Here is a 21,653-nt window from a genome sequence, read left to right as displayed (position 1 = left end):
TTTAGTGGTACTGGATATGAAGACTGATGTCAACCCTCACCTCTGCAAATGCCTTACTTGAGGGGAGAAGTTTCTGCAAAACTTAAGCGAATTGTGCTGAATTTTTCGGAGTACATAAAATTAATCAGTTGATGGTTGTACATACTTTTCATGGTTTGACATATTTGAGCATAATTATTTGCATTTATTGTAACGGCGAACTGAAGAAAAGGTCGCCCTTGGGATTTCATATCTTTATGATTTATCTGTTTTTATAGTAATCATGAATGGCTATGGGCAGTGTAACACCACATAATTGATAAATTAATGTTAACTTTTAATGTATTAATAATATAAACATTTAATTAAAACTTAAATACGTATTCACGATACGTATGATTGTATATTCGCCATGCTTATGGTTATATTGTTTTTGAAATTTAAACATATGAATCACCGTGCAGTGACACCTGCCACACTGCGCTCGCATTGGTCTTTTGTTCATTTAGGTTTGTACCTTTATGTTTTCCTAATTTTAATGTTTTTTCTTTTTCTCATCTTATATGTATGGTAAATCATATTAACGGAGATTATTTCTTCACTCCGTCTGGGAAAAGGGAGTTTAGAGTGACAGTGGAGTTAAATATGCCAGAAGTAAAAATAATAGATAAAACAAATATTATAGATATGGGGAAGCCACAGCTTCGCATGGTTGATCTTAATTTATTAACCGTCTTTGATGCGGTGATGCAAGAACAAAACATTACCCGTGCCGCACATACTTTGGGGATGTCCCAACCCGCTGTCAGTAATGCGGTCGCGCGCCTGAAAGTGATGTTTAATGATGAGCTTTTTGTTCGTTATGGACGCGGTATCCAGCCGACAGCAAGAGCTTTCCAGCTATTTGGTTCTGTTCGCCAGGCATTGCAATTAGTGCAAAATGAACTGCCTGGATCGGGTTTTGAGCCAGCCAGCAGCGAGCGCGTATTCAATCTTTGCGTATGCAGCCCATTGGATAATATTCTGACGTCGTTGATTTATAATCGGGTTGAGCAAGTTGCACCAAACATTCATGTCGTATTTAAATCTTCACTCAATCAAAATACAGAGCATCAATTACGTTACCAGGAAACAGAATTCGTTATTAGCTATGAAGAATTCCGTCGTCCTGAATTTACCAGTATTCCGTTATTCAATGACGAAATGGTGTTAGTCGCAAGTAAAAAGCATCCGCGCATTAGTGGTCCGTTACTGGAAAGCGATGTCTATAATGAACAGCATGCGGTGGTGTCACTTGATCGCTTCGCATCATTCAGCCAACCGTGGTATGACACACCGGATAAACAATCCTGCGTAGCTTATCAGGGCATGGCATTAATTAGCGTTCTTAATATTGTGTCGCAAACGCATTTGGTCTCTATTGCGCCGCGTTGGTTAGCAGAAGAATTTGCCGATTCTTTAGAACTACAGATCTTACCTTTACCGTTAAAATTGAACAGCCGCACATGCTATCTTTCCTGGCATGAAGCCGCGGGCCGGGATAAAGGACATCAATGGATGGAAGAGCTGTTAGTCTCCGTTTGTAAGCAGTAGCACTTGGCAGAGTAAACCGGACAATACATCCTGTTTATTCTGCTTTTGTCTTTATAACTGAAATTTTATGCTGAACTCTATTTTTTACGTCTGTCCAAAAGTGTCAAAAAATAGAGTAATTGCTGTAAGTTCCCATTTTTAAGCGATTATTTATCATACTGATTGCTTATGCTGGTTTAATTCTCCGTTTATTCGCGTCTTTCCTCCTTTTTATTCTTATTTACTCCAGTGACACCCCTTCGGAGTCAATTGCCATGCGTCATCGTCAGCGGTTAATGTGTTGTTAAACCGTAATTCATTATAAGAGTGAGGCAAGCCATGGAGATGTTGTCTGGAGCCGAGATGGTCGTCCGATCGCTCATCGATCAGGGTGTGAAGCAGGTATTCGGTTATCCCGGGGGGGCCGTTCTCGATATTTATGATGCGCTGCATACGGTCGGCGGTATTGATCATGTGCTGGTTCGCCATGAACAAGCGGCGGTACATATGGCTGATGGCCTGGCGCGTGCCACGGGAGAAGTGGGGGTCGTATTAGTTACCTCCGGACCGGGGGCGACCAACGCGATTACCGGAATCGCAACGGCTTACATGGATTCCATTCCGCTGGTGATCCTCTCCGGACAGGTCGCAACGTCGCTGATTGGCTACGATGCCTTCCAGGAGTGCGACATGGTAGGTATATCCCGCCCGGTGGTAAAACACAGCTTCCTGGTCAAACAAACGCAAGATATCCCACAGGTGCTGAAAAAAGCCTTCTGGCTGGCAGCAAGCGGTCGTCCTGGGCCGGTGGTGGTGGATTTGCCGAAGGATATTCTGAATCCGGCGAAGAAACTGCCTTATAGCTGGCCGGACTCGGTAAGTATGCGCTCGTATAATCCGACGACGACGGGGCATAAAGGACAGATCAAACGGGCGCTACAGACGCTGGTTGCGGCGAAGAAACCGGTTGTCTATGTGGGCGGTGGCGCGGTCAATGCTGCTTGCCATGAGCAGTTAGCTCAGATTGCTGAAGCGCTGAATCTGCCGGTTGTCTCCTCGCTAATGGGGTTGGGCGCGTTTCCGGCCACACATCGTCAGGCGCTGGGCATGTTAGGGATGCACGGTACCTACGAAGCGAATATGACCATGCATCATTCCGATGTGATCTTTGCTGTCGGCGTTCGCTTTGACGATCGAACGACGAATAACCTGGCAAAATACTGTCCGAATGCGACCGTGCTGCATATCGACATCGATCCGACCTCTATTTCTAAAACCGTTACTGCGGATATTCCGATTGTGGGTGATGCCCGTCTGGTGCTGGATCAAATGCTCGAACTGCTGGAGCAGGAGAAATCACAGCAGCCACTGGATGATAACCGTGACTGGTGGCAACAGATTGAGCACTGGCGCGCCCGTCAGTGTCTGAAATACGACACGCAAAGCGAAAGCATTAAGCCGCAGGCGGTGATTGAAACCATCTGGCGTCTGACGAAAGGGGAGGCGTATGTGACCTCTGACGTTGGCCAGCATCAGATGTTTGCCGCACTTTATTATCCGTTCGATAAACCGCGTCGCTGGATTAACTCAGGCGGCCTCGGCACGATGGGATTCGGTTTACCCGCGGCGTTAGGGGTGAAAATGGCGTTGCCGGATGAAACGGTAGTGTGCGTGACCGGGGATGGCAGCATTCAGATGAACATCCAGGAGCTGTCGACGGCGCTGCAGTATGAACTGCCGGTGCTGGTGCTCAACCTTAACAACCGTTATCTCGGCATGGTCAAACAATGGCAGGACATGATCTACTCCGGGCGTCACTCCCAGTCTTACATGCAGTCGCTGCCCGATTTTGTGCGCCTTGCTGAGGCTTATGGGCATATCGGTATCCAGATTAATCATCCAGATGAACTGGAGAGCAAGCTGGGTGAAGCGCTGGAGCATGTGCGTAACCATCGCCTGGTGTTTGTCGACGTCACCGTCGACGGCAGTGAGCATGTCTACCCGATGCAGATTCGTGGGGGCGGGATGGATGAAATGTGGCTAAGCAAAACGGAGAGGACCTGATTATGCGCCGGATATTATCAGTATTGCTGGAAAATGAGTCGGGTGCATTGTCGCGGGTGATTGGCCTCTTCGCCCAGCGTGGATACAACATTGAAAGCCTGACCGTCGCGCCGACCGACGACCCCACCTTATCGCGGATGACGATTCAGACGGTAGGGGATGAGAAAGTCCTTGAGCAGATCGAAAAGCAGCTCCACAAACTGGTGGATGTTCTGCGCGTTAGCGAGCTGGGGCAGGGGGCCCACGTTGAACGAGAAATCATGCTGGTGAAAATCCAGGCCAGCGGTTATGGCCGGGAGGAGGTGAAACGCAACACGGAGATTTTCCGCGGGCAAATCATCGACGTGACGCCGTCTATCTACACCGTACAACTGGCGGGCACCAGCGACAAGCTGGATGCGTTTCTGGCAACCTTGCGTGAAGTCGCCAAAATTGTGGAAGTTGCTCGTTCCGGTGTGGTGGGACTCTCCCGTGGCGATAAAATTATGCGCTAATCGTCAACCGTAGGCCTGGTAAGCAAAGCGCTATCAGGCCTCATCGTGGAGGTCATGCCGGATAGCGGCATAAACGCCTTATCCTGCCTGCAGGTAACGAACCCGCTTTCGCTGATGCTACCTGCTGCGCTTTTTTTTTTGCGAAATCAGCAGTAACCAGAGACAAAAGCGGTTGCCGCAGTCATTATTCTGCGCTTAGATGTTAAGAAGTTTAACCCATGCCATCTAAAAGGTTATGGTTTGTACATTTTACGCAAGGGGCAATTGTGAAACTGGATGAAATCGCTCGGTTGGCCGGCGTTTCGCGAACGACTGCAAGCTACGTTATTAATGGCAAAGCAAAGCAATATCGCGTAAGCGACAAAACGGTTGAAAAAGTCATGGCGGTGGTGCGTGAGCATAATTACCACCCGAATGCCGTGGCGGCCGGGCTGCGTGCTGGACGCACACGTTCTATCGGGCTGGTGATCCCGGATCTTGAGAACACAAGCTATACCCGGATCGCAAACTATCTGGAACGCCAGGCGCGTCAGCGTGGGTATCAGCTGTTGATTGCCTGCTCTGAAGATCAGCCGGATAACGAAATGCGCTGTATTGAGCATCTTTTACAGCGCCAGGTCGATGCCATTATTGTGTCGACTTCATTGCCGCCTGAGCATCCGTTCTACCAACGCTGGGCAAACAGTTCATTCCCGATTGTGGCGCTGGACCGTGCACTGGATCGCGAACATTTTACCAGCGTTGTGGGTGCGGATCAGGATGATGCGGAAATGCTGGCAGAGGAGTTACGCAAATTCCCTGCTGAAACCGTCCTCTATCTGGGCGCGCTTCCTGAATTATCCGTCAGTTTCCTGCGCGAGCAGGGTTTTCGTACCGCGTGGAAGGACGATCCGCGTGAAGTCCATTTCCTGTACGCCAACAGTTATGAGCGGGAAGCGGCTGCGCAGCTGTTTGATAAATGGCTGGAAACGCACCCAATGCCTCAGGCGTTGTTTACCACGTCGTTTGCCCTGTTGCAGGGCGTGATGGATGTGACCCTGCGTCGTGACGGGCAGCTACCGTCTGATTTAGCGATTGCGACTTTTGGCGATCACGAACTGCTCGACTTCCTGCAGTGCCCGGTACTGGCAGTGGCACAGCGCCATCGTGATGTCGCAGAACGCGTGCTGGAGATTGTACTGGCAAGTCTGGACGAACCGCGTAAACCAAAACCAGGTTTAACGCGTATACGGCGTAATCTGTACCGTCGCGGTATTCTCAGCCGTAACTAAGTTTCCTCAATTGATGACGTCGGCGGGATAAGCCCCTGACGTCTTCAATTTTTCTATTCTCAGAAATAACCGCATTATATTTAAGAATATTCTTTAGAATTATCTGAAATTCATTCTTGAAATACCCCGAATTAAAAATGCAACTATCCATTTTTGGGTTATTGATACGTAACGACGCGTTACGCTTGTATTATTTTGTTACATGCATGTATGGATTTGCCGAATTAACAAACACTTTGCTCTCGTATTGCGGCCATCTGGTGCTTTCCTCGGCTCTGCGCGGCGTACAGACCGATTAACTGGTACTGTTAACTCGCTGCATATTGTCCTAAAATGCCGCTCGCGTCGCAAACTGACACTTTATATTTTCTTTGGATGATATTCAGTTGTTTTAAACAATGATGAGTTGTTGGATTTTTTTCTTACAAATATTCATGACGTTAATTTGCTTCGTTTGCTGTACGGAATTTGTTCAACGCTGATATTAGCCGTAAACAATGGGTTTTTTGCTCCGCTAAGCGCCGCGACTTGCTTGACAAGGTTTTCCTCCGCTCCGTAAACTCCTTTAAGTGGGAATTTGTGGGATAAAGTGGTAATTGGGGGTGAGACTGGCATGTTCCGGGGAGCAACGTTAGTTAATCTCGACAGTAAAGGGCGCTTATCCGTGCCTACCCGTTATCGGGATCAACTGCTTGAGAGCGCTACCGGTCAAATGGTTTGCACCATTGACATCCATCACCCGTGCCTGCTGCTGTACCCCCTGCCTGAATGGGAAATAATCGAGCAGAAGCTATCGCGTCTGTCGAGCATGAATCCAGTTGAGCGTCGCGTACAGCGCTTATTGTTGGGTCATGCCAGCGAATGTCAGATGGATAACGCTGGTCGATTACTGATAGCACCCATTCTGCGGCAACACGCAGGGCTAACGAAAGAAGTGATGCTGGTTGGGCAGTTCAATAAGTTTGAGCTGTGGGATGAAACGACCTGGTATCAACAGGTCAAGGAAGATATCGACGCTGAGCAGTCTGTTACTGGCGCGTTGTCGGAACGATTGCAGGATTTGTCTCTATAAAATGACGGAAAATTATAAACATACAACGGTGTTGCTGGATGAAGCCGTAAACGGCCTGAATATTCGTCCAGACGGCATCTACATTGACGGGACATTTGGTCGCGGCGGTCACTCACGTCTGATCCTCTCCCAGCTTGGCGAAGAGGGACGTTTACTGGCAATCGATCGCGATCCGCAGGCTATTGCCGTTGCAAAAACGATTACCGATCCCCGTTTCTCCATCGTACATGGACCTTTCTCTGCGCTGGCTGACTATGTCGCCGAGCGTGGACTGACCGGTAAGATCGACGGGATTCTTCTCGATCTCGGCGTTTCTTCACCGCAGCTCGATGACGCAGAGCGCGGTTTCTCGTTTATGCGTGACGGTCCGTTAGATATGCGTATGGACCCAACACGCGGTCAGTCAGCGGCCGAATGGCTGCAAACCGCCGATGAAGCAGACATTGCCTGGGTGATTAAAACCTTTGGCGAAGAGCGCTTCGGCAAACGCATTGCGCGCGCCATCGTGGAGCGCAACCGCATCGAACCGATGACCCGCACCAAAGAGCTGGCGGAAGTTATTGCAGCGGCAATGCCGGTGAAAGACAAATTCAAACATCCCGCGACCCGTACCTTCCAGGCGGTGCGCATTTGGGTGAACAGTGAACTGGAGGAGATAGAGCAGGCGCTAAAAAGCTCGCTCAGCGTGCTGGCTCCAGGTGGTCGCCTTTCGATCATCAGTTTCCATTCGCTTGAAGACCGCATTGTGAAACGCTTTATGCGTGAACAAAGCCGTGGTCCTCAGGTACCGGCTGGAATACCGATGACCGAAGCGCAGATCAAAAAGCTGGGCGGCCGTGAGTTAAGAGCACTAGGCAAGATGATGCCGGGTGAAGAAGAGGTAGCTGAGAATCCTCGTGCCCGTAGTTCAGTTCTGCGTATTGCAGAGAGGACGAACGCATGATCAGCAGAGTGACAGAAGCCCTCAGCAAAGTTAAAGGATCGATAGGAAGCAACGAGCGCCATGCCTTGCCTGGCGTGATCGGTGACGATCTTTTGCGGTTTGGGAAGCTGCCACTCTGCCTGTTCATTTGCATTATTTTGACGGCGGTTACCGTCGTGACAACAGCACACCATACGCGGTTACTGACTGCGCAGCGTGAGCAGCTGGTTCTGGAGCGAGATGCGCTGGATATCGAATGGCGCAACTTGATCCTTGAGGAGAACGCGCTCGGCGACCATAGCCGTGTTGAACGGATCGCAACGGAAAAGCTGCAAATGCAGCATGTCGATCCCTCACAAGAAAATATCGTAGTACAAAAATAAGGAAAAACGCGACGCATGAAAGCAGCGGCAAAAACGCACAAACCAAAACGCCAGGAAGAACAAGCCAACTTTATCAGTTGGCGTTTTGCGTTACTGTGCGGCTGTATTTTGCTGGCACTGGGTTTTCTGCTGGGGCGCGTTGCCTGGCTGCAAATCATCGCGCCGGACATGCTGGTGCGTCAGGGGGATATGCGCTCTCTACGCGTCCAGGAAGTGTCTACATCACGCGGAATGATTACCGACCGCTCTGGTCGCCCGCTGGCGGTGAGCGTTCCGGTTAAAGCGATATGGGCCGACCCGAAAGAGGTGCATGACGCAGGCGGCGTGAGCGTTGGTGAACGCTGGAGAGCGCTGTCGACTGCGCTGAATCTCCCGCTCGACCAGCTGGCTTCCCGCATTAACGCCAACCCGAAAGGGCGCTTCATCTATCTGGCGCGTCAGGTTAACCCTGACATGGCCGACTACATCAAAAAACTGAAGCTGCCAGGTATCCACCTGCGCGAAGAATCCCGCCGTTACTATCCTTCCGGAGAAGTGACTGCTCACCTCATCGGCTTTACTAACGTCGACAGCCAGGGGATTGAAGGCGTTGAGAAGAGCTTCGACAAGTGGCTCACCGGACAACCGGGCGAACGTATTGTACGTAAAGACCGTTATGGCCGCGTCATTGAAGATATCTCCTCTACCGACAGCCAGGCGGCGCATAACCTCGCGTTGAGCATTGATGAGCGTTTACAGGCACTGGTCTACCGTGAACTGAATAACGCCGTGGCGTTCAACAAGGCGGAGTCAGGCAGTGCGGTACTGGTGGATGTAAACACCGGTGAAGTGCTGGCCATGGCCAACAGTCCGTCCTACAACCCGAACAATCTCACCGGTACGCCAAAAGACGCGATGCGTAACCGTACCATCACCGACGTTTTTGAACCGGGTTCTACCGTTAAACCGATGGTGGTGATGACCGCGCTGCAGCGTGGCGTGGTTCGCGAAAATACCGTCCTCAATACTATCCCTTACCGAATTAATGGTCACGAAATCAAAGACGTGGCGCGTTATAGCGAATTAACCCTCACCGGGGTTTTGCAGAAGTCGAGTAACGTCGGTGTTTCCAAGCTGGCGTTAGCGATGCCGTCCTCAGCGTTAGTAGATACTTACTCACGTTTTGGGCTGGGAAAAGCGACCAATTTGGGGTTGGTCGGAGAACGCAGTGGCTTATATCCTCAAAAACAACGGTGGTCTGACATAGAGAGGGCCACCTTCTCTTTCGGCTACGGGCTAATGGTAACGCCGTTACAGTTAGCGCGAGTCTATGCAACGATCGGCAGCTACGGCGTTTATCGTCCACTGTCGATTACCAAAGTAGACCCTCCTGTTCCGGGTGAGCGTATCTTCCCGGAAGATACCGTGCGTACCGTCGTGCATATGATGGAAAGCGTGGCGCTGCCGGGCGGCGGCGGCGTGAAGGCGGCGATTAAAGGCTATCGCATCGCTATTAAAACCGGTACAGCGAAAAAAGTAGGGCCGGATGGTCGCTACATCAACAAATACATTGCTTATACCGCAGGCGTTGCGCCTGCGAGTCAGCCGCGCTTCGCGCTGGTTGTTGTTATCAACGATCCGCAGGCGGGTAAATACTACGGTGGCGCCGTTTCCGCGCCGGTCTTTGGTGCCATCATGGGCGGCGTACTGCGCACCATGAACATCGAGCCGGATGCGCTGACAACGGGCGATAAAAATGAATTTGTGAATAATCAAGGCGAGGCAACAGGTGGCAGATCGTAATTTGCGCGACCTTCTTGCTCCATGGGTGCCGGGTGCACCGGAGCGAGCACTGCGGGAGATGACGCTTGACAGCCGTGTGGCTGCATCAGGCGATCTCTTTGTCGCAGTATTGGGTCATCAGGCGGACGGGCGTCGGTATATCCCGCAGGCGATAGCGCAAGGTGTGGCTGCCATTATTGCAGAAGCAAAAGATGAAGCTACTGATGGTGAAATCCGTGAAATGCATGGCGTTCCGGTCATCTATCTCAGTCAGCTTAACGAACGTTTATCTGCACTGGCGGGCCGTTTTTACCACGAGCCTTCTGAGAAAATGCGTCTGGTCGGCGTAACCGGGACTAACGGTAAAACCACCACCACCCAATTGCTGGCCCAGTGGAGCCAACTGCTTGGCGAAACCAGCGCGGTAATGGGAACAGTAGGCAATGGCCTGCTGGGCAAAGTGATCCCGACGGAAAATACTACCGGTTCAGCCGTTGATGTCCAGCATGTGCTGGCGGGGCTGGCTGCGCAGGGCGCAACGGTTGGCGCGATGGAAGTCTCTTCACACGGCCTGGTTCAGCATCGCGTGGCGGCGCTGAAGTTTGCCGCATCAGTATTTACTAACTTAAGCCGCGACCATCTCGACTACCACGGCGACATGGAACATTACGAAGCCGCGAAATGGCTGCTGTATTCCACGCACCATTGCGGTCAGGCCATCGTCAATGCGGATGATGAAGTCGGTCGTCGCTGGCTGGCGAAACTCCCTGATGCGGTTGCCGTTTCGATGGAAGACCACATCAACCCGAACTGTCATGGTCGTTGGTTAAAAGCGGTTGACGTGAAGTATCACGACAGTGGGGCAACGATTCGTTTTACCTCCTCATGGGGCGACGGCGAAATTGAAAGCCGCCTGATGGGGGCGTTTAACGTCAGCAATCTTTTGCTGGCGCTGGCAACGCTGTTGGCATTGGGCTATCCGTTAGCTGATTTACTGAAAACGGCGACACAATTGCAGCCGGTTTGCGGACGTATGGAAGTGTTCAGCGCGCCGGGTAAAACCACCGTGGTGGTTGATTACGCTCATACGCCAGATGCGCTGGAAAAAGCGCTGCAGGCGGCACGTCTGCACTGTACTGGCAAACTGTGGTGCGTCTTTGGCTGCGGCGGCGATCGCGATAAAGGCAAACGTCCGTTGATGGGCGCAATCGCCGAGCAGTTTGCAGATGTTGTCGTGGTGACTGATGACAACCCGCGTACCGAAGAGCCGCGCGCCATTATTAACGACATTCTGGCGGGTATGCTGGATGCCGGACAGGCGAAGGTGATGGAAGGGCGCGCAGAAGCCGTGACAAACGCCATTATGCAGGCGAAAGAAAACGACGTGGTGCTGGTGGCCGGGAAAGGTCACGAAGATTACCAGATCGTCGGCTCGCAGCGTCTCGACTATTCTGACCGCGTGACCGCAGCGCGTCTGCTGGGGGTTATCGCATGATTAGCGTAACGCTCAGCCAACTGGCGGAGATCCTCCGTGGCGAACTGAAAGGGGCCGATCTGACCCTTGATGCCGTAACAACCGATACGCGTAAAGTGACGCCGGGCTGCCTGTTTGTGGCGCTGAAAGGCGAACGCTTTGATGCCCATGATTTTGCAGACAAAGCGCAAGAGAGCGGGGCGGGTGCGCTGCTGGTCAGCCGCCCGTTGGACACCAACCTGCCGCAGCTGATTGTTAAAGATACGCGTTTGGCGTTTGGTGAACTGGCGGCGTGGGTTCGCGCTCAGGTTCCGGCGCGCGTTGTCGCGCTGACCGGCTCATCCGGTAAAACGTCCGTCAAAGAGATGACGGCTGCCATTCTGAGCCAGTGTGGTAACACCCTATATACCGCGGGCAATCTGAATAACGACATCGGCGTACCGATGACGCTGCTGCGCTTAACTAACGATTTCGACTATGCCGTGATTGAGCTCGGCGCCAACCATCAGGGCGAAATCGCCTGGACCGTCGGCCTGACGCGTCCGGAAGCGGCGCTGGTGAACAATCTGGCCGCCGCGCACCTGGAAGGTTTCGGCTCTCTGGCGGGCGTTGCGAAGGCAAAAGGTGAGATTTTTACCGGCCTGTCTGCGAATGGTATCGCCATTATGAATGCCGACAACAACGACTGGTTGAACTGGCAAAGCATCATCGGCGATCGCAAAGTCTGGCGCTTCTCCCCGAATGCGGCCAACAGCGACTTTTCTGCGACCAACGTTCATGTGACCTCGCATGGCACAGAATTTTCTCTGCAAACGCCGACCGGAAGCATTGATGTCCTGCTGCCGTTGCCGGGTCGCCACAATATCGCTAACGCCCTTGCGGCGGCGGCGCTTTCTATGGCGGTAGGCGCGACGCACGAGGCGATCAAAGCGGGTTTGAAGGATCTGCAAGCGGTACCGGGACGTCTGTTCCCGATTCAACTCGCAGAAAATCAGTTGCTGCTGGACGACTCCTATAACGCGAACGTCGGTTCGATGACCGCAGCGGTGCAGGTGCTGTCTGAAATGCCGGGCTATCGCGTACTGGTCGTTGGCGATATGGCAGAGCTTGGCGCAGAAAGTGAAGCATGCCATGTACAGGTAGGTGTTGCTGCGAAAGCAGCAGGTATCGACCGTGTACTGAGTACAGGAAAACTGAGTAAGGCAATTAGCGACGCCAGCGGCGTTGGCGAACATTTTGCGGATAAAAGCGCGCTGGCCGCGCATCTTAAAGCATTGATTGCAGAACATCAGGTCATGACGATTTTAGTGAAGGGTTCACGTAGTGCCGCCATGGAAGAGGTAGTACGCGCATTACAGGAGAATGGGACATGTTAGTTTGGCTGGCCGAACATTTGGTCAAATATTATTCCGGCTTTAACGTCTTTTCCTATCTGACGTTTCGCGCCATCGTCAGCCTGCTGACCGCGCTGTTCATCTCTTTGTGGATGGGCCCGCGCATGATTGCCCGCTTGCAAAAAATGTCCTTTGGACAGGTTGTACGTAACGACGGTCCTGAATCGCACTTTAGTAAACGTGGTACGCCAACCATGGGCGGGATCATGATCCTCACCGCGATTGTTATCTCCGTTCTGTTGTGGGCATATCCGTCGAACCCGTACGTATGGTGCGTGCTGGTGGTATTGATTGGCTATGGCATTATCGGTTTTGTCGATGACTATCGCAAAGTGGTGCGCAAAGATACCAAGGGGCTGATTGCCCGCTGGAAGTACTTCTGGATGTCGGTGATTGCGCTGGGTGTAGCCTTTGCGCTGTACCTCGCCGGTAAAGATACCCCGGCTACCGAGCTGGTGGTGCCGTTCTTTAAAGATGTCATGCCGCAATTGGGGCTGTTCTACGTGCTGCTGGCGTACTTCGTTATTGTGGGTACTGGCAATGCGGTAAACCTCACCGATGGCCTGGACGGTCTGGCGATTATGCCGACCGTGTTCGTGGCCGCAGGTTTTGCGCTGGTGGCATGGGCTACAGGTAACATGAACTTTGCCAACTACCTGCACATTCCCTATTTACGCCATGCCGGCGAACTGGTGATCGTCTGTACGGCGATTGTCGGTGCGGGGTTAGGCTTCCTGTGGTTTAACACCTATCCGGCGCAGGTCTTTATGGGCGACGTCGGTTCTCTGGCGCTGGGCGGCGCGCTGGGCATTATTGCCGTGCTGCTGCGTCAGGAATTCCTGCTGGTAATTATGGGCGGCGTATTTGTTGTGGAAACGCTGTCGGTCATTCTGCAGGTTGGCTCCTTTAAGCTGCGCGGACAGCGCATCTTCCGTATGGCGCCGATTCACCATCACTATGAACTGAAAGGCTGGCCGGAACCGCGCGTAATTGTGCGCTTCTGGATTATTTCGCTGATGCTGGTGCTGATTGGCCTGGCAACGCTGAAGGTACGTTAATCATGGCTGATTACCAGGGTAAAAAAGTCGTCATTATCGGTCTGGGATTGACCGGGCTGTCCTGCGTGGATTTCTTTCTGGCGCGTGGCGTGACGCCGCGTGTGATGGATACCCGCGCAACGCCACCTGGCCTGGATAAATTGCCGGAAGCGGTTGAGCGTCATGTTGGCAGCCTGAATGATGATTGGCTGCTGGCCGCCGATCTCATCGTCGCCAGCCCTGGTATTGCCCTGGCGCATCCTTCTCTGAGCGCCGCTGCTGATGTAGGGATCGAAATTGTCGGTGACATCGAGCTGTTCTGTCGTGAAGCGCAGGCGCCGATCGTCGCGATCACCGGTTCCAACGGGAAAAGCACCGTCACCACGTTGGTGGGAGAAATGGCGAAAGCGGCTGGTGTGAACGTGGGTGTTGGCGGAAATATCGGCCTGCCCGCGCTGATGTTGCTGGATGACGAACGTGAGCTGTATGTACTGGAGTTGTCGAGCTTCCAGCTGGAGACAACCTCCAGCTTACAGGCCGTAGCCGCCACCATTTTGAACGTCACTGAAGATCATATGGACAGGTATCCGTTTGGCTTGCAGCAGTACCGTGCAGCCAAACTGCGCGTCTATGAGAATGCGAAAGTGTGTGTGGTTAATGCCGATGATGCGTTGACCATGCCGATTCGCGGGGCGGATGAGCGCTGCGTGAGCTTTGGCATCAACATGGGTGACTATCATCTCAATCGTCAGCAGGGTGAAACCTGGCTGCGGGTGAAGGGCGAAAAAGTCCTGAACGTGAAAGAGATGACGCTTACCGGCCAGCATAACTATACCAACGCCCTGGCGGCGCTGGCGCTGGCGGATGCTGCGGGTCTGCCGCGGGCATCCAGCCTGAAAGCGCTGACTACCTTTACCGGTCTGGCGCATCGTTTCCAGTTGGTACTGAATCATAACGGTGTGCGTTGGATCAACGATTCAAAAGCCACCAACGTTGGCAGCACCGAAGCGGCGCTGAATGGTCTGCACGTTGACGGTACGTTGCACCTGCTGCTGGGCGGCGATGGGAAATCCGCCGACTTTACGCCGCTGCAACGCTACCTGACTGGCGACAACATTCGTCTTTACTGCTTTGGTCGCGATGGCGCACAGCTTGCTGCTCTGCGTCCTGAGGTTGCGGAACACACTGAAACCATGGAGCAGGCAATGCGTCTGCTCGCACCGCGTGTGAAGCCGGGTGATATGGTGCTGCTGTCGCCAGCCTGCGCCAGCCTTGACCAGTTCAAGAACTTTGAGCAACGCGGTGACGTCTTTACCCGTTTAGCGAAGGAGTTGGGTTGATGCGCTTCTCTCTCCCTCGTCTGAAAATGCCGCGCGTACCGGGACTGGGTGTCCTGGCGTGGATCTTCGCGGCACTTAAAGGCTGGGTGATGGCTTCGCGTGATAAAGACGCGGACAGCTTGATCATGTATGACCGCATGCTGCTGTGGCTGACTTTTGGTCTGGCAGCGATCGGTTTTGTGATGGTGACATCGGCATCGATGCCCGTAGGGCAACGCCTGGCAGGCGATCCTTTCCTGTTTGCTAAGCGTGACGCGCTGTATATCTTCCTCGCGTTCTGTCTGGCGATGGTGACGCTGCGTCTGCCGATGGAGTTCTGGCAAAAGTACAGCACGACGATGCTGATCGCCTCGATCATCATGTTGTTGATCGTGCTGGTGGTGGGGAGCTCCGTTAACGGGGCATCGCGCTGGATCGCGCTGGGTCCACTGCGTATTCAGCCTGCGGAATTCACCAAGCTGTCGCTGTTCTGTTATCTCGCTAACTACCTGGTGCGTAAAGTCGATGAAGTGCGTAACAACCTGCGCGGCTTCTTAAAACCGATGGGCGTGATTCTGGTGCTGGCAGTCTTACTGCTGGCGCAGCCTGACCTTGGTACGGTGGTGGTGCTGTTTGTCACGACGCTGGCGATGCTGTTTCTCGCTGGTGCGAAACTGTGGCAGTTCATTGCCATTATCGGCATGGGGATTTCGGCGGTGGTGCTGCTGATCCTTGCCGAACCGTATCGTATTCGCCGCGTAACCTCTTTCTGGAACCCATGGGAAGATCCGTTTGGCAGCGGCTATCAGTTAACGCAATCACTGATGGCTTTTGGTCGCGGTGAGGTTTGGGGTCAGGGGTTAGGTAATTCAGTGCAAAAACTGGAGTATTTACCGGAAGCGCACACCGACTTCATCTTTGCCATCATTGGGGAAGAGCTGGGTTATATCGGTGTGGTATTGGCGCTTTTAATGGTATTCTTCGTCGCTTTTCGCGCGATGTCGATCGGTCGCAAAGCACTGGAAATTGACCACCGTTTTTCAGGCTTTCTAGCCTGCTCCATCGGGATTTGGTTTAGCTTCCAGGCCCTGGTAAACGTCGGCGCGGCAGCAGGTATGCTGCCAACAAAAGGTCTGACGTTACCGCTGATCAGTTATGGTGGTTCCAGTTTGTTGATTATGTCGACTGCCATCATGTTTTTGTTACGTATTGATTATGAAACGCGTCTGGAAAAAGCCCAGGCGTTTACACGAGGTGCACGATGAGTGGTCAACCGAAGCGGTTAATGGTGATGGCAGGCGGTACCGGCGGGCATGTGTTCCCGGGGCTGGCGGTCGCGCATCATTTAATGGCCCAGGGCTGGCAGGTTCGTTGGCTGGGCACCGCCGATCGTATGGAAGCGGACTTAGTGCCGAAGCATGGCATTGAAATTGACTTTATTCGCATCTCCGGTTTGCGTGGCAAAGGTGTCAACGCGCTGCTTGCCGCCCCCGTGCGTATTTTTAATGCCTGGCGTCAGGCGCGCGCCATCATGAAGCAGTTTAAGCCTGATGTGGTGCTGGGGATGGGCGGCTACGTGTCCGGCCCTGGCGGTCTGGCTGCCTGGTCATTAGGCGTTCCGGTTGTACTGCATGAGCAGAACGGCATTGCGGGATTAACTAACAAGTGGCTGGCGAAGATTGCAACGAAGGTGATGCAGGCTTTTCCTGGCGCTTTCCCGAATGCGGAAGTGGTGGGTAACCCAGTACGCACCGACGTTCTGGCGCTGCCGTTGCCCGAAGCGCGTCTGGCGGGGCGTGAAGGCCCGGTTCGCGTGCTGGTCGTCGGGGGATCTCAGGGCGCACGCGTATTGAACCAGACGATGCCGCAGGTTGCCGCAAAGCTTGGTGACGCGGTGACTATCTGGCATCAGAGTGGCAAAGGCGCGCAGCAAACCGTTGAACAGGCGTATGCCGACGCGGGACAACCGCAGCACAAGGTCACTGAGTTTATTGATGATATGGCAGCTGCCTACGCGTGGGCGGATGTTGTAGTTTGTCGCTCCGGCGCGCTGACGGTAAGCGAAATTGCCGCCGCAGGTTTGCCTGCGCTGTTTGTGCCTTTCCAGCACAAAGACCGACAGCAGTACTGGAATGCGCTGCCGCTGGAGAAAGCGGGCGCCGCCAAAATTCTTGAGCAGCCGCAGTTTACTGTGGATGCCGTCGCTAACACCCTTTCCGGGTGGTCGCGAGAAACCTTATTAACCATGGCAGAACGTGCGCGCGCCGCTTCCATTCCGGATGCTACAGAGCGCGTTGCTAATGAAGTGAGCCGGGCTGCCCGGGCGTAATTGTGGTGATGCCTTTTGCATCGCATGAACTAAGAAGTTAATGGCTAAAGAATGAATACACAACAACTGGCAAAACTGCGTTCCATCGTGCCCGAAATGCGTCGCGTTCGGCACATTCACTTTGTCGGCATCGGTGGTGCTGGTATGGGCGGTATTGCCGAAGTTTTGGCCAACGAAGGTTATCAGATCAGCGGTTCTGACTTAGCGCCGAACCCGGTGACGCAGCAGTTGACGAATCTGGGCGCCACGATTTTCTTCAACCATCGCCCGGAAAACGTGCGCGATGCGAGCGTGGTGGTGGTATCCAGCGCCATTTCTGCGGATAACCCGGAAATTGTTGCGGCGCATGAAGCGCGCATTCCGGTGATCCGTCGTGCTGAAATGCTGGCGGAGTTAATGCGATTTCGTCACGGTATCGCCATTGCCGGGACGCACGGTAAAACCACGACCACAGCGATGGTCTCTAGTATCTACGCGGAAGCGGGGCTGGATCCGACGTTTGTCAACGGCGGTCTGGTGAAGGCCGCAGGCGTCCATGCGCGTCTGGGTCATAGCCGTTATTTAATTGCGGAGGCGGATGAGAGCGATGCGTCATTCCTGCATTTGCAGCCGATGGTGGCGATTGTTACCAATATCGAAGCCGATCATATGGATACCTACCATGGCGACTTCGAAAATTTAAAGCAGACGTTTATTAATTTCCTGCATAACTTGCCGTTTTATGGTCGTGCGGTGATGTGCGTTGACGACCCAGTGATCCGCGAGTTGTTGCCGCGAGTTGGTCGTCAAACCACAACCTATGGTTTCAGCGATGATGCTGATGTGCGCGTCGAAGATTACCAGCAGATTGGTCCACAAGGACACTTCACGCTGCTGCGTCAGGGGATGGCCGATTTACGCGTGACGTTGAACGCACCGGGCCGTCACAATGCGCTGAACGCGGCGGCGGCGGTAGCAGTTGCAACAGAAGAAGGCATTGAAGACGACGCAATTCTGCGCGCGCTGGAAAGTTTCCAGGGCACCGGACGACGTTTTGACTTCCTCGGCGAATTCCCACTTGAGCCGGTAAACGGTAAAACCGGGACGGCGATGCTGGTGGATGATTATGGTCATCACCCTACGGAAGTGGATGCCACGATTAAAGCTGCACGCGCGGGCTGGCCGGACAAAAATTTGGTGATGCTGTTCCAGCCGCACCGCTTTACGCGTACTCGCGATCTGTATGACGACTTTGCCAACGTGCTGACTCAGGTCGATGCGCTGTTGATGCTGGATGTGTACGCCGCGGGTGAAGCCGCGATTCCAGGAGCCGACAGTCGCTCGCTGTGCCGTACGATCCGTGGTCGCGGTAAGATCGACCCGATTCTGGTATCCGATCCGGCTCAGGTGGCAGACATGCTGGCGCCGGTATTAACCGGCAACGATCTGATTTTGGTGCAGGGCGCTGGAAATATCGGCAAAATCGCGCGTTCCTTAGCTGAAATCAAACTGAAGCCGCAAAACCCGGAGGAAGAACAACATGGCTGATAAAATCGCGGTCCTGTTAGGGGGAACCTCCGCAGAGCGTGACGTTTCGCTGAATTCCGGCGCGGCCGTACTGGCAGGGTTACGCGAAGGTGGTGTGGATGCTCATCCAATTGACCCAAAAGAGGTCGATGTCACGCTTTTGAAATCGATGGGTTTTCAAAAGGTGTTTATTGCGCTGCACGGTCGTGGTGGTGAAGATGGCACGTTGCAGGGCATGCTGGAGCTGGTTGGTCTGCCGTACACCGGTAGTGGCGTCATGGCTTCTGCGATTTCGATGGACAAACTGCGCAGCAAACTGTTGTGGCAGGGGGCTGGTTTACCGGTCGCGCCTTGGGTCGCATTGACCCGCGCTGAGTTCGAAAAAGGTCTTAGTGATGAGGTTGTTACGGAGATTTCTGCGCTAGGTTTGCCGCTGATTGTGAAGCCAAGCCGTGAAGGCTCAAGCGTAGGGATGTCAAAAGTTGAAGAAGAAAATGCTTTGCATGGTGCATTAGCATTGGCTTTTCAGCATGATGAAGAAGTACTGATCGAAAAATGGCTCAGTGGCCCGGAATTTACAGTTGCGATACTTGGTGAAGAAATTTTACCGTCAATACGTATCCAACCCGCGGGAACCTTCTATGATTATGAGGCGAAGTATCTCTCTGATGAGACACAATATTTCTGCCCTGCCGGTCTGGAAGTCGAACAAGAGGCCCGTTTACAGGAATTAGTCCTGAAAGCGTGGACCACATTGGGCTGTAAAGGTTGGGGTCGCATTGACGTCATGCTGGACAGCGATGGCCAGTTTTATCTGCTGGAAGCGAATACCTCTCCGGGTATGACCAGCCACAGTCTGGTGCCGATGGCGGCGCGTCAGGCGGGCCTGAGCTTCTCGCAGTTAGTGGTAAGAATTCTGGAGTTGGCGGACTGATATGTCGCAGGCTGCGCTGAACACGCGAAACGGTGATGAAGAAGAAGTAAACTCCTCACGCCGCAATAATGGAACGCGTCTTGCAGGAATATTGTTCCTGCTGACAGTGCTGTGCACCGTGTTTGTCAGCGGCTGGGTAGTGTTGGGATGGATGGAAGATGCGCAACGTTTGCCTTTATCGAAACTGGTGTTAACCGGCGAACGGCATTACACGCGCAATGACGATATTCGTCAGTCCATTTTGGCGCTGGGCGCTCCGGGAACCTTTATGACTCAGGATGTGAACATCATTCAGAGTCAAATTGAACGCCTCCCCTGGATTAAACAGGCGAGCGTCAGAAAGCAATGGCCCGATGAATTGAAGATTCATCTGGTTGAATATGTGCCCATTGCGCGTTGGAATGACCAACATATGGTGGATGCTGAAGGAAATACGTTCAGTGTTCCAACCGGTCGGGCCAATAAGCAGGTATTACCCATGTTGTATGGACCGGAAGGCAGCGCAAGTGAAGTGTTGCAAGGGTTCCACGATATGGGGCAGGTGCTGGCTAAGGATAGATTCACCCTGAAGGAAGCGGCGATGACCGCTCGTCGTTCCTGGCAGTTGACGCTGAATAACGATATTAAGCTGAATCTGGGCAGGGGCGATACGATAAAACGTTTGGCTCGCTTTGTGGAACTCTACCCGGTTTTACAGCAGCAGGCGCAAACCGATGGCAAACGGATTAGCTACGTTGATTTGCGTTATGACTCAGGAGCGGCAGTAGGCTGGGTTCCCTTGCCTCCTGAGGAATCTAATCAGCAACAGAATCAGGCACAGGCAGAACAACAATGATCAAGGCGACGGACAGAAAACTGGTAGTTGGACTGGAGATTGGCACCGCGAAGGTAGCCGCTTTAGTAGGGGAAGTTCTGCCCGACGGTATGGTCAATATCATTGGCGTGGGCAGTTGCCCATCGCGAGGTATGGATAAAGGCGGGGTGAATGACCTTGAGTCAGTGGTGAAGTGCGTACAGCGCGCCATTGACCAGGCTGAACTGATGGCAGATTGCCAGATTTCCTCGGTGTATCTGGCACTTTCCGGTAAACATATTAGCTGTCAAAATGAAATTGGTATGGTGCCCATTTCCGAAGAGGAAGTGACGCAGGAAGATGTGGAAAACGTGGTACATACGGCAAAATCCGTACGCGTTCGCGATGAACATCGTGTTCTGCACGTTATTCCGCAGGAATACGCCATCGACTACCAGGAAGGCATTAAAAATCCGGTCGGTCTTTCCGGCGTGCGTATGCAGGCAAAAGTCCATCTTATTACCTGCCACAACGACATGGCAAAGAACATTGTCAAAGCCGTTGAACGTTGTGGGCTGAAAGTTGACCAACTGATTTTTGCCGGGTTGGCAGCCAGTTATTCCGTGTTGACGGAAGATGAACGTGAGCTAGGTGTCTGCGTGGTGGATATTGGTGGTGGTACAATGGATATCGCCGTTTATACTGGCGGGGCGTTGCGCCACACTAAAGTTATCCCTTATGCAGGGAATGTAGTGACCAGCGATATCGCGTATGCCTTTGGTACGCCGCCAAGCGATGCTGAAGCCATCAAAGTGCGCCATGGTTGCGCGCTGGGCTCCATCGTGGGTAAAGACGAAAGCGTTGAAGTGCCAAGCGTAGGTGGTCGTCCACCGCGTAGCCTGCAACGTCAGACCCTGGCAGAGGTCATTGAGCCGCGTTATACCGAGCTGCTCAACCTGGTCAACGAAGAAATTTTGCAATTACAAGAACAGCTTCGCCAGCAGGGTGTGAAACATCATCTGGCGGCGGGGATTGTGTTAACCGGTGGCGCTGCGCAAATTGAAGGTCTTGCGGCCTGCGCACAGCGCGTGTTCCATACGCAAGTACGTATTGGCGCACCGCTGAATATCACTGGTCTGACGGATTATGCCCAGGAGCCTTATTATTCAACGGCAGTGGGGCTGCTTCACTACGGGAAAGAATCCCATTTGAGTGGTGAGGCTGAAGTAGAAAAACGCGTTACGGCATCAGTTGGCTCGTGGATCAAACGACTCAATAGCTGGCTGCGAAAAGAGTTTTAATTTTTAAAGAGACCAACGCACATTAACGGTCTCAGGCGACAGGCACAA

At 53.0% G+C, this 21,653-nt stretch carries 18 protein-coding genes; all 18 read left to right on the top strand.

Going from position 1 to position 21,653, the window contains the following annotated elements:
• Positions 1-624 precede the first annotated feature (624 nt).
• Positions 625-1,572: a transcriptional regulator LeuO gene (gene leuO, locus SK38_RS13760; RefSeq protein ID WP_020996231.1), complete on the top strand. Its 948-nt coding sequence runs from the start codon at positions 625-627 to the stop codon at positions 1,570-1,572.
• A gap of 318 nt (positions 1,573-1,890) precedes the next feature.
• Positions 1,891-3,615, top strand: coding sequence for an acetolactate synthase 3 large subunit (gene ilvI / locus SK38_RS13755; RefSeq protein ID WP_075553054.1), 1,725 nt, complete (start codon positions 1,891-1,893; stop codon positions 3,613-3,615).
• Positions 3,616-3,617: 2 nt separating this feature from the next.
• Complete coding sequence (gene ilvN, locus SK38_RS13750; RefSeq protein WP_003829566.1) at positions 3,618-4,109, top strand: acetolactate synthase small subunit; 492 nt, start codon at positions 3,618-3,620, stop codon at positions 4,107-4,109.
• Between the two features lie 266 nt (positions 4,110-4,375).
• Positions 4,376-5,380, top strand: a complete 1,005-nt coding sequence (gene cra, locus SK38_RS13745) for a catabolite repressor/activator (RefSeq protein ID WP_003018794.1) — start codon at positions 4,376-4,378, stop codon at positions 5,378-5,380.
• Between the two features lie 613 nt (positions 5,381-5,993).
• Positions 5,994-6,452: a division/cell wall cluster transcriptional repressor MraZ gene (gene mraZ, locus SK38_RS13740; protein WP_003018792.1), complete on the top strand. Its 459-nt coding sequence runs from the start codon at positions 5,994-5,996 to the stop codon at positions 6,450-6,452.
• A 1-nt stretch (position 6,453) separates the two neighbouring features.
• Positions 6,454-7,395: a 16S rRNA (cytosine(1402)-N(4))-methyltransferase RsmH gene (gene rsmH, locus SK38_RS13735; protein WP_003018789.1), complete on the top strand. Its 942-nt coding sequence runs from the start codon at positions 6,454-6,456 to the stop codon at positions 7,393-7,395.
• Complete coding sequence (gene ftsL, locus SK38_RS13730; protein ID WP_000625651.1) at positions 7,392-7,757, top strand: cell division protein FtsL; 366 nt, start codon at positions 7,392-7,394, stop codon at positions 7,755-7,757. Before rsmH ends, ftsL begins: the two co-directional genes overlap by 4 nt.
• A 15-nt stretch (positions 7,758-7,772) precedes the next feature.
• Positions 7,773-9,539 carry a peptidoglycan glycosyltransferase FtsI gene (ftsI, locus tag SK38_RS13725; RefSeq protein WP_003829538.1) on the top strand — a complete coding sequence of 589 codons (1,767 nt, stop codon included), beginning with the start codon at positions 7,773-7,775 and terminating at the stop codon, positions 9,537-9,539.
• Positions 9,526-11,013 carry a UDP-N-acetylmuramoyl-L-alanyl-D-glutamate--2,6-diaminopimelate ligase gene (gene murE / locus SK38_RS13720; protein WP_008786196.1) on the top strand — a complete coding sequence of 496 codons (1,488 nt, stop codon included), beginning with the start codon at positions 9,526-9,528 and terminating at the stop codon, positions 11,011-11,013. The genes ftsI and murE overlap by 14 nt, the downstream gene beginning before the upstream one ends.
• Positions 11,010-12,368 (top strand): UDP-N-acetylmuramoyl-tripeptide--D-alanyl-D-alanine ligase, encoded by a 1,359-nt coding sequence (murF, locus tag SK38_RS13715; protein WP_048236142.1) that lies wholly within the window; start codon positions 11,010-11,012, stop codon positions 12,366-12,368. Before murE ends, murF begins: the two co-directional genes overlap by 4 nt.
• Positions 12,362-13,444 (top strand): phospho-N-acetylmuramoyl-pentapeptide-transferase, encoded by a 1,083-nt coding sequence (gene mraY / locus SK38_RS13710; RefSeq protein ID WP_003018774.1) that lies wholly within the window; start codon positions 12,362-12,364, stop codon positions 13,442-13,444. The genes murF and mraY overlap by 7 nt, the downstream gene beginning before the upstream one ends.
• 2 nt (positions 13,445-13,446) lie before the next feature.
• Positions 13,447-14,763: a UDP-N-acetylmuramoyl-L-alanine--D-glutamate ligase gene (gene murD, locus SK38_RS13705; RefSeq protein WP_048236141.1), complete on the top strand. Its 1,317-nt coding sequence runs from the start codon at positions 13,447-13,449 to the stop codon at positions 14,761-14,763.
• A complete protein-coding gene (gene ftsW / locus SK38_RS13700) occupies positions 14,763-16,007 on the top strand; it encodes a cell division protein FtsW (protein ID WP_003829529.1) in 1,245 nt (414 codons plus the stop codon). The genes murD and ftsW overlap by 1 nt, the downstream gene beginning before the upstream one ends.
• A complete protein-coding gene (murG, locus tag SK38_RS13695; RefSeq protein WP_048236140.1) occupies positions 16,004-17,071 on the top strand; it encodes an undecaprenyldiphospho-muramoylpentapeptide beta-N-acetylglucosaminyltransferase in 1,068 nt (355 codons plus the stop codon). The genes ftsW and murG overlap by 4 nt, the downstream gene beginning before the upstream one ends.
• A 51-nt stretch (positions 17,072-17,122) precedes the next feature.
• A complete protein-coding gene (murC, locus tag SK38_RS13690) occupies positions 17,123-18,598 on the top strand; it encodes a UDP-N-acetylmuramate--L-alanine ligase (protein WP_048236139.1) in 1,476 nt (491 codons plus the stop codon).
• Positions 18,591-19,511, top strand: coding sequence for a D-alanine--D-alanine ligase (locus SK38_RS13685; RefSeq protein ID WP_048214939.1), 921 nt, complete (start codon positions 18,591-18,593; stop codon positions 19,509-19,511). Before murC ends, SK38_RS13685 begins: the two co-directional genes overlap by 8 nt.
• 1 nt (position 19,512) lies before the next feature.
• Entirely contained in the window at positions 19,513-20,346 is an 834-nt protein-coding gene (ftsQ, locus tag SK38_RS13680) for a cell division protein FtsQ (RefSeq protein ID WP_048236138.1), read from the top strand.
• Entirely contained in the window at positions 20,343-21,605 is a 1,263-nt protein-coding gene (ftsA, locus tag SK38_RS13675; protein ID WP_003018755.1) for a cell division protein FtsA, read from the top strand. The genes ftsQ and ftsA overlap by 4 nt, the downstream gene beginning before the upstream one ends.
• Positions 21,606-21,653 lie beyond the last annotated feature (48 nt).

Source organism: Citrobacter sp. MGH110 (genome assembly GCF_001037515.1).
Lineage (GTDB): Bacteria > Pseudomonadota > Gammaproteobacteria > Enterobacterales > Enterobacteriaceae > Citrobacter > Citrobacter portucalensis.
This window is presented reverse-complemented; position numbering and strand designations above follow the sequence as displayed.